This window comes from Streptomyces corchorusii (genome assembly GCF_001514055.1).
Classification (GTDB): domain Bacteria; phylum Actinomycetota; class Actinomycetes; order Streptomycetales; family Streptomycetaceae; genus Streptomyces; species Streptomyces olivaceoviridis.
The window spans coordinates 476,572-488,981 of the sequence record NZ_KQ948352.1 but is presented as its reverse complement, the minus strand read 5'-3'; the positions used below and the strand labels follow the sequence as shown (position 1 = coordinate 488,981).

At 71.5% G+C, this 12,410-nt stretch carries 9 protein-coding genes; 8 read left to right on the top strand and 1 reads right to left on the bottom strand.

Translation table 11 applies throughout. The features are described 5' to 3' along the window. Window positions 1-97 precede the first annotated feature (97 nt). The 8 genes from tkt (at window position 98) to AQJ11_RS06290 (ending at window position 10,604) form a co-directional block, all read left to right on the top strand. Window positions 98-2,173 (top strand): transketolase, encoded by a 2,076-nt coding sequence (gene tkt / locus AQJ11_RS06325; RefSeq protein WP_014676129.1) that lies wholly within the window; start codon window positions 98-100, stop codon window positions 2,171-2,173. A gap of 60 nt (window positions 2,174-2,233) precedes the next feature. Next, window positions 2,234-3,379: a transaldolase gene (tal, locus tag AQJ11_RS06320; protein WP_041665562.1), complete on the top strand. Its 1,146-nt coding sequence runs from the start codon at window positions 2,234-2,236 to the stop codon at window positions 3,377-3,379. Then, the gene (zwf, locus tag AQJ11_RS06315) at window positions 3,376-4,965 is read left to right on the top strand and encodes a glucose-6-phosphate dehydrogenase (protein WP_059262158.1); all 1,590 of its coding nucleotides are present in this window, start codon (window positions 3,376-3,378) and stop codon (window positions 4,963-4,965) included. Before tal ends, zwf begins: the two co-directional genes overlap by 4 nt. After that, on the top strand, window positions 4,962-5,888 hold the full coding sequence (opcA, locus tag AQJ11_RS06310; RefSeq protein WP_059262157.1) for a glucose-6-phosphate dehydrogenase assembly protein OpcA: 927 nt from the start codon (window positions 4,962-4,964) through the stop codon (window positions 5,886-5,888). Before zwf ends, opcA begins: the two co-directional genes overlap by 4 nt. Window position 5,889: 1 nt before the next feature. Beyond that, window positions 5,890-7,542 (top strand): glucose-6-phosphate isomerase, encoded by a 1,653-nt coding sequence (gene pgi, locus AQJ11_RS06305; protein WP_059262156.1) that lies wholly within the window; start codon window positions 5,890-5,892, stop codon window positions 7,540-7,542. 2 nt (window positions 7,543-7,544) lie between these two features. Next, window positions 7,545-8,423: a phosphogluconate dehydrogenase (NAD(+)-dependent, decarboxylating) gene (gnd, locus tag AQJ11_RS06300; protein WP_014676124.1), complete on the top strand. Its 879-nt coding sequence runs from the start codon at window positions 7,545-7,547 to the stop codon at window positions 8,421-8,423. Window positions 8,424-8,429: 6 nt separating this feature from the next. Continuing rightward, window positions 8,430-9,017 (top strand): histidine phosphatase family protein, encoded by a 588-nt coding sequence (locus AQJ11_RS06295; protein ID WP_014676123.1) that lies wholly within the window; start codon window positions 8,430-8,432, stop codon window positions 9,015-9,017. A 123-nt stretch (window positions 9,018-9,140) separates the two neighbouring features. Next, a complete protein-coding gene (locus AQJ11_RS06290) occupies window positions 9,141-10,604 on the top strand; it encodes a hypothetical protein (protein WP_059262155.1) in 1,464 nt (487 codons plus the stop codon). Here AQJ11_RS06290 and AQJ11_RS06285 read toward each other — a convergent pair. After that, complete coding sequence (locus tag AQJ11_RS06285) at window positions 10,591-12,381, bottom strand: bifunctional sugar phosphate isomerase/epimerase/4-hydroxyphenylpyruvate dioxygenase family protein (RefSeq protein WP_059262154.1); 1,791 nt, start codon at window positions 12,379-12,381, stop codon at window positions 10,591-10,593. The two genes, AQJ11_RS06290 and AQJ11_RS06285, sit on opposite strands and share 14 nt — an antisense overlap. Window positions 12,382-12,410: the final 29 nt, after the last annotated feature.

Genomic DNA, 12,410 nt, shown 5'->3' with positions numbered 1-12,410 from the left:
CAGGCTGACACACCCCGACCTTTCCTTAAAAAAGTCAGACTTTTAAGTTTGAACGCGTCCGGCCAGCCATCCCGTACTGAACGAGGACTTCTTGAAGATGACTACGCAGACTTCCGACAGCTTCGAGTGGACCGACCTCGACCGGCGTGCCGTGGACACCGCCCGACTTCTGGCGGCCGACGCGGTGCAGAAGGTGGGCAACGGACACCCGGGCACCGCGATGAGCCTGGCGCCTGCCGCGTACACGATCTTTCAGAAGGTGATGCGACACGACCCGGCCGACCCGGAGTGGACCGGCCGTGACCGGTTCGTCCTCTCCCCCGGCCACACCTCGCTGACCCTCTACACGCAGCTGTTCCTCGCCGGCTACGAGCTGGAGCTGGACGACCTCAAGGCCTTCCGCACGCACGGCTCGAAGACGCCGGGCCATCCCGAGTACGGGCACACCGCGGGCGTGGAGACCACCACCGGCCCGCTCGGCCAGGGCGTCGCCAACGCCGTCGGCATGGCGATGGCCGCCCGCTACGAGCGCGGCCTGTTCGACCCGGAGGCCCCCGCCGGCACCTCCCCCTTCGACCACACCGTCTGGGCCATCGTCTCCGACGGCGACCTGGAGGAGGGCGTCTCCGCCGAGGCCTCCTCGCTCGCCGGCCACCAGAAGCTGGGCAACCTGGTCTTCGTCTACGACGACAACCACATCTCCATCGAGGGCGACACCGCGACCGCCTTCTCCGAGGACGTGCTGAAGCGGTACGAGGCCTACGGCTGGCACACCCAGCGCGTCGAGCCCACCGCGGAGGGTGACATCGACGCCCCCGCCCTGCACGCCGCGCTGGAGGCCGCCCGGGCCGAGACCGAGCGGCCCTCGATCATCGCCATGCGCACGATCATCGCCTGGCCGGCCCCGAACGCCCGGAACACCGAGGCCTCGCACGGCTCCGCGCTGGGCGAAGAGGAGATCGCCGCCACCAAGCGCCTCCTCGGTTTCGACCCGGAGCAGACCTTCGAGGTGGCCGACGAGGTCCTGAAGCACACCCGGCGGGCCCTGGACCGGGGTGCCGAGGCGCACGCGGCCTGGGACAAGCGGATCGCCGAGTGGCGCGCCGCCAACCCCGAGCGGGCCGAGCTGTTCGACCGCGTCAGCAAGGGCGAGCTGCCCGAGGGCTGGGAGGAGAGCATCCCGGTCTTCGAGGAGGGCAAGTCGGTCGCCACCCGCGCCGCCTCCGGGAAGGTGCTCCAGGCGCTCGGCCCGGTGCTCCCCGAGCTGTGGGGCGGCTCCGCCGACCTGGCCGGCTCGAACAACACCACCATCGACAAGGCCAGCTCCTTCCTGCCGAAGGGCAACCCGCTGCCCGGCGCCGACCCGTACGGCCGTACCGTGCACTTCGGCATCCGCGAGTTCTCCATGGCCGCGGAGATGAACGGCATCGCCCTGCACGGCAACACCCGGATCTACGGCGGCACCTTCCTGGTGTTCTCCGACTACATGCGCAACGCCGTCCGGATGTCGGCGCTCATGCAGCTGCCGGTGACGTACGTGTGGACGCACGACTCCATCGGCCTCGGCGAGGACGGCCCCACCCACCAGCCGGTCGAGCACCTGGCCTCCCTGCGCGCGATCCCGGGCCTGAACGTCGTCCGCCCGGCGGACGCCAACGAGACCGCGATCGTCTGGGCCGAGATCCTGAAGAGGCACGCCACGCACCCCGCCCCGCACGGGCTCGCGCTCACCCGCCAGGGCGTGCCGGTGTACGCGCCCAACGCGGACGCGGCCAAGGGCGGCTACGTGCTGCGCGAGTCCTCGACGGAGGTCCCGGAGGTGATCATCATCGCGACGGGCTCCGAGGTGCAGCTCGCCGTGGCCGCGCGGGAGCGGCTGGAGGCCGAGGGGATCGGCACGCGGGTGGTGTCCATGCCGTCCGTGGAGTGGTTCGAGGAGCAGCCGCGCGAGTACCGCGAGCGGGTGCTGCCGCCGGCCGTGAAGGCCCGGGTCGCGGTCGAGGCCGGCATCGGCCTGACCTGGTACCGGTTCGTCGGTGACGCCGGACGCATCGTCTCGCTCGAACACTTCGGTGCCTCCGCCGACGCCAAGACCCTGTTCGCCGAGTTCGGCTTCACCCCCGAGAACGTCGCCGCGGCGGCCCGCGAGTCGCTCGCCGCCACGCGCGCCTGACACCGCGCACACCGACGGATACCAAGCACACCGACGCACAGAAGACGCACAAAAAGAGAGATGAGCACAGTGACCGAAGCAATCCCGACCCCGGGAGCCCTCAAGCGCCTCGCCGACGAGGGCGTGTCGATCTGGCTGGACGACCTGTCCCGCAAGCGGATCACCTCGGGCAGCCTCGCCGAGCTGGTGGCGAGCGGAAGCGCCGTCGGTGTGACCACCAACCCGTCCATCTTCCAGGCCGCCATCGGTTCCGGTGAGGGCTACGAGGAGCAGCTGACCGACCTCGCCGTGCGCGGCGTGACGGTCGACGAGGCCGTACGGATGATGACGACCGCCGACGTGCGGGACGCCGCCGACATCCTGCGTCCCGTGTACGACGCCTCGGGCGGCCGTGACGGACGGGTCTCCATCGAGGTCGACCCCCGCCTCGCGCACGAGACCGAGGCCACGATCGCCGAGGCCAAGCAGCTCGCCTGGCTGGTGGACCGGCCCAACGTGATGATCAAGATACCGGCGACCAAGGCCGGCCTGCCGGCGATCACCGAGGTCATCGGCCTCGGCATCAGCGTCAACGTGACCCTGATCTTCTCCCTGGAGCGCTACCGCGAGGTCATGGCCGCCTACCTGGCCGGCCTGGAGAAGGCCCGCGAGCGGGGCGTCGACCTCTCCACGATCCACTCGGTGGCGTCCTTCTTCGTCTCCCGCGTGGACAGCGAGATCGACAAGCGGCTGACCGCCCTCGGCACCGACGAGGCCCTCGCCCTCAAGGGCCGCGCGGCCCTCGCCAACGCCCGCCTCGCCTACGAGGCGTACGAGGAGGTCTTCGCCTCCGACCGCTGGCTGGCGCTCGCCGGGGACAAGGCGAACAAGCAGCGCCCGCTGTGGGCGTCCACCGGTGTGAAGGACCCCGCGTACAAGGACACTCTGTACGTGGACGAGCTGGTCGCGCCGGGCACCGTCAACACCATGCCGGAGGCCACGCTGAACGCGGTCGCCGACCACGGCGAGATCACCGGTGACACGGTGACCGGCGGCTACGCGCAGGCCCGCGCCGACCTGGCCGCCGTCGAGCGGCTCGGCATCGCCTACGACGAGGTCGTCCGGCAACTGGAGAACGAGGGTGTCGCCAAGTTCGAGGTGGCCTGGCAGGACCTTCTGGACGCCGTAGCGAAGTCCCTGAAGAGCAAGGGAGTTGACGCCCGATGACCGAGAACGCACCCGCCCAGGCGCCCGCACCCGAGGAGGTGCGCGTGCCGGTGGCCCCGGCCGCCGACTGGGTGAACCCGCTGCGGGACGCCCGGGACCGCCGGCTCCCCCGCATCGCCGGGCCGTCGGGCCTGGTCATCTTCGGGGTGACCGGTGACCTGTCCCGCAAGAAGCTGATGCCGGCCGTGTACGACCTGGCCAACCGCGGTCTGCTGCCGCCGGGCTTCTCCCTGGTCGGGTTCGCCCGCCGGGACTGGGCCGACCAGGACTTCGCGCAGGTCGTGCACGACGCCGTGAAGGAGCACGCCCGCACCCCGTTCCGCGAGGAGGTGTGGCAGCAGCTCGCCGAGGGCATGCGGTTCATCCCCGGCGACTTCGACGACGACACCGCGTTCAAGCAGCTGAAGGACGCCGTCGACGAGCTGGACTCCTCCCGGGGCACCGGCGGCAACTTCGCCTTCTACCTCTCGGTGCCGCCGAAGTTCTTCCCGAAGGTCGTGCAGCAGCTGAAGAAGCACGGCCTGGCCAGCCCGCCGGAGGGCTCCTGGCGGCGCGCGGTCATCGAGAAGCCGTTCGGCCACGACCTGGACAGCGCGCGCGAGCTGAACAAGATCGTGCACGAGGTGTTCGAGCCGGACCAGGTGTTCCGCATCGACCACTACCTCGGCAAGGAGACCGTCCAGAACATCCTGGCGCTGCGCTTCGCCAACCAGATGTACGAGCCGATCTGGAACCGCTCGTACGTCGACCACGTGCAGATCACCATGGCGGAGGACATCGGCATCGGCGGCCGGGCCGGCTACTACGACGGCATCGGCGCCGCCCGGGACGTCATCCAGAACCACCTGCTCCAGCTCATGGCGCTGACCGCCATGGAGGAGCCGATCGCGTTCGACGCGGAGGCGCTGCTCACCGAGAAGCTGAAGGTGCTGAAGTCGGTGCGGCTGCCGGAGGACCTGGGCGAGCACACCGTGCGCGGTCAGTACGCGGCTGGCTGGCAGGGCGGCGAGAAGGTCGTCGGCTACCTCCAGGAGGACGGCATCGACCCCAAGTCGAAGACCGACACCTTCGCCGCGATCAAGCTGGGCATCGACAACCGCCGCTGGGCGGGCGTCCCGTTCTACCTGCGCACCGGCAAGCGGCTCGGCCGCCGGGTCACCGAGATCGCGGTGGTCTTCAAGCGGGCCCCGCACTCCCCGTTCGACTCCACCGCCACCGAGGAGCTGGGGCAGAACGCGATCGTCATCCGCGTCCAGCCGGACGAGGGCATGACCGTGCGGTTCGGCTCGAAGGTGCCGGGCACGTCGATGGAGATCCGGGACGTGTCGATGGACTTCGCCTACGGCGAGTCGTTCACCGAGTCGAGCCCGGAGGCGTACGAGCGGCTCATCCTGGACGTACTGCTCGGCGACGCCAACCTGTTCCCCCGTCACCAGGAAGTGGAAGAGTCCTGGAAGATCCTCGACCCGATCGAGGAGTACTGGGCGGCGCACGGCAGGCCGGCGCAGTACGCGTCGGGCAGCTGGGGACCGAGTGAAGCCGACGAGATGCTCGCACGAGACGGACGGAGCTGGCGCAGGCCATGAAGATCGACCTGACCGACACCACGGCAAGCAAGATCAACAAGGCGTTGGTGCAGGGCCGCCGCGCCATCGGGACGCCCGCCGTGGGCATGGTCCTGACGATGGTCATCGTCACGGACGAGGAGAACGCCTACGACTCGATCAAGGCGGCCGAGGAGGCCTCGCACGAGCACCCCTCGCGCACCCTGGTCGTCATCCGGAGGCAGGCCCGCACCCTGCGCGACCGCACCCACTCGCGGCTCGACGCCGAGGTCCGGGTCGGCTCCGAGGCCGGCACCGGCGAGACGGTGGTGCTGCGCACCTACGGCGAGGTGTCCGACCACGCCGACTCGGTGGTGCTGCCGCTGCTGCTGCCGGACGCCCCGGTGGTCGTGTGGTGGCCGGTGGACGCGCCCGACGCACCGTCCAAGGACGCGCTGGGCGCGCTCGCCCAGCGCCGGATCACCGACCTGTACGCCGTCGAGCGCCCGCTGGACGTCCTGAACACCCGGGCCCGCACCTACGCCCCCGGTGACACCGACCTCGCCTGGACCCGGCTGACCCTGTGGCGGTCCATGCTGGCCGCGGCCATGGACCAGGCCCGCGTGAAGGTGACGTCGGCGGCCGTCGAGGCCGAGGCCGACAACCCCAGCGCCGAGCTGCTCGCCCGCTGGCTCCAGGTCCGCCTGGGCGTGCCGGTGGACCGGGTGCACAGCGCCGGCCCGTTCGTGACGACGGTACGCCTCGGCACCGCGAACGGCGAGATCGTCGTCGACCGCCCCGAGGGCCCGCTGGCCACGCTGACCCTGCCGGGCCAGCCGCCGCGCACCCTCGCCCTGAAGGTCCGCCCCACCTCCGAACTCATCGCCGAGGAACTGCGCCGCCTCGACGCGGACGAGATGTACGCCATCGCCCTCCAGGGCGATGGCACCAAGGAGAACGCCTGAGATGGCCGAGTACCCGAAGCTCACCCACCGGCCCGAGTGGACGGCCCTCGCCGACCACCGCGCCCAGGGCCAGCCGCACCTGCGCGAGCTGTTCGCGGCGGACCCCGGCCGCGCCGAGCGGTACGTCGTGCGGGTCGGTGACCTGCACATCGACTACAGCAAGCAGCTGATCACCGACGAGACCCTGGCGCTGCTCCAGGAACTCGCCACCGCCACCGGCGTGTTCGCGCTGCGGGACGCCATGTTCCGCGGCGAGAAGATCAACCTCACCGAGAACCGGGCCGTGCTGCACACCGCGCTGCGCGCCCCGCGGGACGCCGTGGTCGAGGTCGACGGCGAGAACGTCGTGCCGAAGGTGCACGCCGTGCTCGACAAGATGGCCGGCTTCGCCGAGCGGGTCCGCTCCGGCGAGTGGACCGGCCACACCGGCCGGCGCATCAGGAACGTCGTCAACATCGGCATCGGCGGTTCCGACCTCGGCCCCGCGATGGCCTACGAGGCGCTGCGCCCGTACACCGCGCGGGAGCTCACGTTCCGGTTCGTGTCGAACGTGGACGGCTCCGACCTGCACGAGGCCACCCGCGACCTGGACCCGGCCGAGACGCTGTTCATCGTGGCGTCCAAGACGTTCACCACGATCGAGACGATCACCAACGCCACCTCCGCCCGCTCCTGGCTGCTGAGGGCCTTCGACGGCGACGAGAAGGCCGTGGCCAAGCACTTCGTGGCGCTGTCCACGAACGCGGAGAAGGTCACCGAGTTCGGCATCGACCCGGACAACATGTTCGAGTTCTGGGACTGGGTCGGCGGCCGGTACTCCTACGACTCCGCCATCGGCCTCTCCCTGATGATCGCCATCGGCCCGGACCGCTTCCGCGAGATGCTGGACGGCTTCCGGATCGTCGATGACCACTTCCGCACCGCGCCCGCCGAGGCCAACGCGCCGCTGCTGCTGGGCCTGCTGGGCATCTGGTACGACAACTTCTACGACGCCCAGACCCACGCGGTGCTGCCGTACTCGCACTACCTGTCGAAGTTCACCGCGTACCTCCAGCAGCTGGACATGGAGTCCAACGGCAAGTCGGTGCAGCGCGACGGCAACCCGGTGGAGTGGCAGACCGGCCCGGTCGTCTGGGGCACGCCCGGCACCAACGGGCAGCACGCCTACTACCAGTTGATCCACCAGGGCACCAAGCTCATCCCGGCCGACTTCATCGGCTTCGCCCGCCCCATCGGCGAACTGAGCGAGGAACTCAAGGCCCAGCACGACCTGTTGATGGCCAACTTCTTCGCCCAGACCCAGGCGCTCGCCTTCGGCAAGACCGCCGAGGAAGTCCGCGCGGAGGGCGTGGCCGAGGAGCAGGTCGCGCACCGCACCTTCCGCGGCGACCACCCGACCACCACCATCCTCGCCACCGAGCTGACCCCGTCGGTGCTCGGCCAGCTGATCGCCCTCTACGAGCACAAGGTGTTCGTCCAGGGCGCGGTGTGGAACATCGACTCCTTCGACCAGTGGGGCGTGGAGCTGGGCAAGGTCCTCGCCAAGCGCGTCGAACCGGCCCTCACCGAAGGCGCGGACGTGCCGGGTCTCGACCCGTCCACCACGGCCCTCGTCGCCGCCTACCGCACTCTCAAGAACGCATCGGAGAACTGATCATGCAGCTCGGTCTCATCGGTCTCGGCAAGATGGGCGGCAACATGCGCGAGCGGATCCGCCGCGCCGGCCACACCGTCATCGGCTACGACCGCAACCCTGAGGTCTCCGACGTCAAGAGCCTCGCCGAACTGGTCGAGAAGCTCGACGCGCCGCGCAACGTGTGGGTGATGGTCCCGGCCGGCACGGCCACCCAGACCGTCATCGACGAACTCGGCGACCTGCTGTCCCCCGGCGACACGGTGATCGACGGCGGCAACTCCCGCTGGACGGACGACGAGAAGCACGCCGCCGCGCTCGGCATCAAGGGCATCGGCTTCGTCGACGCCGGTGTCTCCGGCGGTGTGTGGGGCCTGGAGAACGGCTACGCGCTCATGGTCGGCGGCGACAAGGAGAACGTGGACCGGCTCCAGCCGATCTTCGAGGCGCTCAAGCCGGAGGGCCCGTACGGCTACGTCCACGCGGGCCGGGTCGGCGCCGGGCACTTCTCCAAGATGGTCCACAACGGCATCGAGTACGCCATGATGCAGGCCTACGCCGAGGGCTGGGAGCTGCTGGAGAAGGTGCACTCCGTGGAGAACGTCCGCGAGGTGTTCCGCTCCTGGCAGGAGGGCACGGTCATCCGTTCCTGGCTGCTGGACCTCGCGGTCAACGCCCTGGACGAGGACGAGCACCTGGAGAAGCTGCGCGGCTACGCGGAGGACTCCGGCGAGGGCCGCTGGACCGTCGAGGCGGCCATCGACAACGCCGTACCGCTCCCCGCGATCACGGCGTCGCTGTTCGCCCGGTTCGCCTCGCGGCAGGACGACTCCCCGCAGATGAAGATGATCGCCGCGCTGCGCAACCAGTTCGGCGGCCACGCGGTCGAGAAGAAGGACTGAACTGCCGTGGGGGACCTCCTGCTGGTCCGCCACGGTGAGACGGAGTGGAGCCTGTCGGGACAGCACACCAGCTGGACCGACCTGCCCCTCACGGAGCACGGCGAGGAACAGGCCAAGTCCCTCGCCCCGCTCCTCACCGGACGGTCCTACGCCCTGGCGCTCGCCAGCCCGCTGAGCCGCGCCCTGCGCACCGCCGACCTGGCGGGCATACCCGGGGTCGTGCCCGACCCCGACCTGCACGAGTGGGACTACGGTGGCTACGAGGGCATCACCACCGTCGAGATCCACCGTTCCCGGCCCGACTGGGACCTGTGGACCGACGGCGTGCCGCCCGGTCCCGAGGGACACCCGGGCGAGTCGCCGGAGGAGATCGGCGCCCGCGCCGACCGGGTCCTGGCCCGCCTGTCCCCGGCCCTGGCCGAGGGGGACGTGATCCTCGTCGCCCACGCCCACTTCCTGCGCGTCCTCACCGCCCGCCGCCTGGGCCTGCCGCCCGCCGAGGGACGGCTGTTCCAGCTCGCCACGGGCACGGTCAGCCGTCTGTCGACGGAACACGACCGCCCGGTGATCACGGAGTGGAACGTCCGGCCGTAGCCGCACCGCACAGCCGTGTGCCCCCGGTCCGCCGACAGCGGCGCACCGGGGGCACACGCGTGCAACGCCCCGGCAGCGGAAGCGGATTGACAGGTGCCTGCCCGTCGGGTGAGAGTCCCGCTGGTGGAGATCAACGATCTGACGGCGGCCGAGGAACGGGTGTGGCGGGCGTTCCCGCGCGGGGAGGCCGTGGACTTCCGTCAGTCGCCCGGCGACGACCCCGCCGACGGGGCCGGCTGGGGCGCCGAACGGACCGTGCGGGCCCGGGTGCTGCGGGCACTGCTCCTCGGCGGCCCGCGGCAGGACGGGGAGACGGCCGCGCTCAGTCTCGCGGGCGCCCGGATCACGGGCCGGCTCGACGTGCAGTACGCGACCATCGACCATCCGGTGCGGCTGCGGCACTGCCACTTCGACGAGGCCCCGCGGTGCCACGCCGCCCGGCTGCGCGAGCTCAACCTCAGCGAGTCCGTCCTGCCCGGACTGGTCGCCCACGCCGTACAGGTCGACGGTGTCGTGCGGCTGACCCGCGCCCGGTGCACGGGGATCGTGCGGCTGGGCGGCGCCCGGATCGCCGGCAGCCTGTACCTGGAGGGCGCCGAGGTGGCCGTGCCGGACGCCGAGGAGCCGGTGCTCCAGCTCAACCAGGCCGCGGTCGGCGCCGACCTGTGGGCGCCGGGGCTGCGCGCCCGCGGGCAGACACGGCTGAGCGGTGCGACCGTCGCCGGGTCGGTCAACCTCGGCGAGGCGCGGCTCGACAACCCCGGGCACGCCGCGCTGGAGGCGGAGACCTTCACCGTCGGCGGCGACCTGCTGGTGCGGTACGCGCAGGTGCGCGGCTCGATGGGCCTGCGCGGCGCGCGCATCGCCGGGCGGCTCGATCTGTCGTACACCTCCCTGTCCCATCCGGAGGGTTCGGCGCTGCGGGCCAGCAGCACGACCATCGGCGAGCTGTGGCTGCGCAAGGGGCCGCCCATGGACGGCGCTCTCAACCTGCGCCGCGCGCAGATCGACGTCCTGTTCCTGGAACCGGAGTCGGCGCCCGGCGAGGTGCTCCTCAACCACCTGTCGTACACCTCCCTCGTCCCGCACGAGCCCGCCGAGCGCCGCCTGCCCATGCTGGAACGGGACCGCGACGGCTACATCCCGCACGCGTACGAGCAGTTGACGACCGCCTACCGGCGCGTCGGCGACGACCACGCGGCCCGGCTGGTGCAGCTCGCCAAGCAGCGCCGGCACCGCCACACGCTCCCCTGGTACGGCCGGCTGTGGGGCCTGGTCCAGGACGTCACCGTCGGCTACGGCTTCCGGCCGCTGCGCGCCGCCGGCTGGCTGCTGTCACTGCTCGCGGTCGGTTCCGTCACCTTCGCGCTGCACCATCCGCTGCCGCTGAAGGCGGGCGAGGCACCGCCGTTCCAACCGGTGTTCTACACGCTCGACCTGCTGCTGCCGGTGATCTCCTTCGGGCAGGACTCCGCGTTCGCACCGCGCGGCGGCTACCAGGTGCTGGCCTACGTCCTCGTCCTCACCGGCTGGATCCTGGCGACGACGGTGATCGCCGGCGTCACCCGCGCGGTCAGCCGCCAGTGAAGCCGCGCACCGCGTGCTGGGCCGCCAGCCGCACCGGCGCGTTCACGGCGCCGTACCCCTGGTAGCCCGGATCACGCTGGACCAGCTCGAAGAAGACCCGGCCGACGGTCTCGGTGTAGCAGTGCCGGAAGGCGCCGCCCGCCTCGCGGTCGTAGAGGATGCCGAGGTCGCGGTACGTCTCCAGCTCCCCGTCGGCGAACTCGTAGCGGGCGGCGAGGTCGTCGTGGTAGTTGGCCGGTACCGGCAGCAGCCGTCCGCCCGCCGCGCGGAAGGCGCGGGCGGCGGCCACCACGTCGTCCACGGCGAGCGCGATGTGCGCCGCGTGCACGGTGTCGTCACCGGGGGCCGCGCCGACCGCGAGGGCGATCCGGACGCTGCCGTCGGCGTTGGTGACGGCACGGCTGCGCAGGAGCCCGTAGGGGTCGGCGAGGTCGACGCTCTCCTGTGCGTGCAGGCCGAGGACGCTGCGGTGGAAGAGCGTCGCCTCGTCGAAGTGGTGCCAGGGCTGGGCGAGCGCGAGGTGGTCGATGCGGCAGACCGGGTCCGCTGCCTCCGCCAGGTCCTCGAAGTCGGCGCGCCAGTCGGGGAGTCCGGGGTGTCCGGTGGCGCAGAAGAAGAGTTCCGTGCCGTCGGGTGCGGCCACCGCGTCGAGCGGGACGTCCTCGGGGGCGCGGCGCCGGGGCAGCACCGGGGCCAGCAGGTCCTCCGCTCGGCGGGCCGCGCCGGCCGGGTCCGGCGACTCCAGGCCGATCGCGGTGAGCCGGGTGCCCGCCCGGCGCGCGGCGGGGCCGGTGTTGACCAGCACCCGGGCGGTGCCGCGCTGCCACAGGTCGACGGGTTTGCCGCGGTGCCGGGCGGCCCGGGTGAAGCCGAGGGCGCCGAGCAGGGCGGTGACGGGTTCGGCGTCCGGGGTGAGGAGTTCGGCGAAGGCGACGCCGGTCGGGACGACGGGCGCGGGCAACTCGGCCACGCCGACGGCCTCCTGGAGGAGCAGCAGGGAGCGGTGGGCGTCGACGGCGGTGGGACCGGCGTCGGCCTGCCGGAAGACGTCGTTGAAGACCTCCAGGGAGAGCGGGCCCGAGTAGCCGGTGCGCAGCACGTGGGTGAGCAGGCCCGGCAGGTCGAAGCCGCCCTGGCCGGGGAAGCAGCGGTAGTGGCGGCTCCACTGGAGGACGTCCATGGCGAGCAGCGGGGCGTCCGCCAGCTGGAGGAAGAAGATCTTCTCACCGGGGATGTCCTCGATGCCCTTGGGGTCGCTGCCCCGGGACAGGATGTGGAAGCTGTCCAGGCAGGTGCCGAGAGCCGGGTGCCCGGCGGCCTCGACGACGCGCCAGGCGTGGTCGTACGTACTGATGTGCCGCCCCCAGGCGAGCGCCTCGTACGCCACCCGGATGCCGAACTCGGCCGCGAGGTCGGCGAGCCGGCTCAGCTGCTCGGCGGCGAGGGCGTCGTCGTCCAGGGCGTCCGGGGAGACGCTGGAGCAGACGAGGACGGTGTCGGCGCCGAGCCGCCGCATCAGCTCGAACTTGTGCCGGGCACGGCGCAGGTTGCGCGCGAAGACCTCGTCCGGCACGGCCTCGATGTCCCGCATCGGCTGGTAGAGGTCGACGGCCAGACCGAGGTCGGCGCAGCGGGCCCGGACCTCCTCGGGCGAGAGGGGACTGGCGAGGAGGTCGTTCTCGAAGATCTCCACCCCGTCGAACCCGGCACGGGAGGCGGCGGTGAGCTTCTCGGTGAGGGGGCCGCTGAGGGAGACGGTGGCGATGGAGGTGTGCACGGGGGGACTCCTTGGGATTCACGGTGCCA

What these genes read in the sequence shown, in the direction of transcription:
- tkt (WP_014676129.1), top strand. Translation starts at nt 98, where the DNA reads ATGACTACGCAGACTTCCGACAGCTTCGAGTGGACCGACCTCGACCGG.
- tal (WP_041665562.1), top strand. Translation starts at nt 2,234, where the DNA reads ATGAGCACAGTGACCGAAGCAATCCCGACCCCGGGAGCCCTCAAGCGC.
- zwf (WP_059262158.1), top strand. Translation starts at nt 3,376, where the DNA reads ATGACCGAGAACGCACCCGCCCAGGCGCCCGCACCCGAGGAGGTGCGC.
- opcA (WP_059262157.1), top strand. Translation starts at nt 4,962, where the DNA reads ATGAAGATCGACCTGACCGACACCACGGCAAGCAAGATCAACAAGGCG.
- pgi (WP_059262156.1), top strand. Translation starts at nt 5,890, where the DNA reads ATGGCCGAGTACCCGAAGCTCACCCACCGGCCCGAGTGGACGGCCCTC.
- gnd (WP_014676124.1), top strand. Translation starts at nt 7,545, where the DNA reads ATGCAGCTCGGTCTCATCGGTCTCGGCAAGATGGGCGGCAACATGCGC.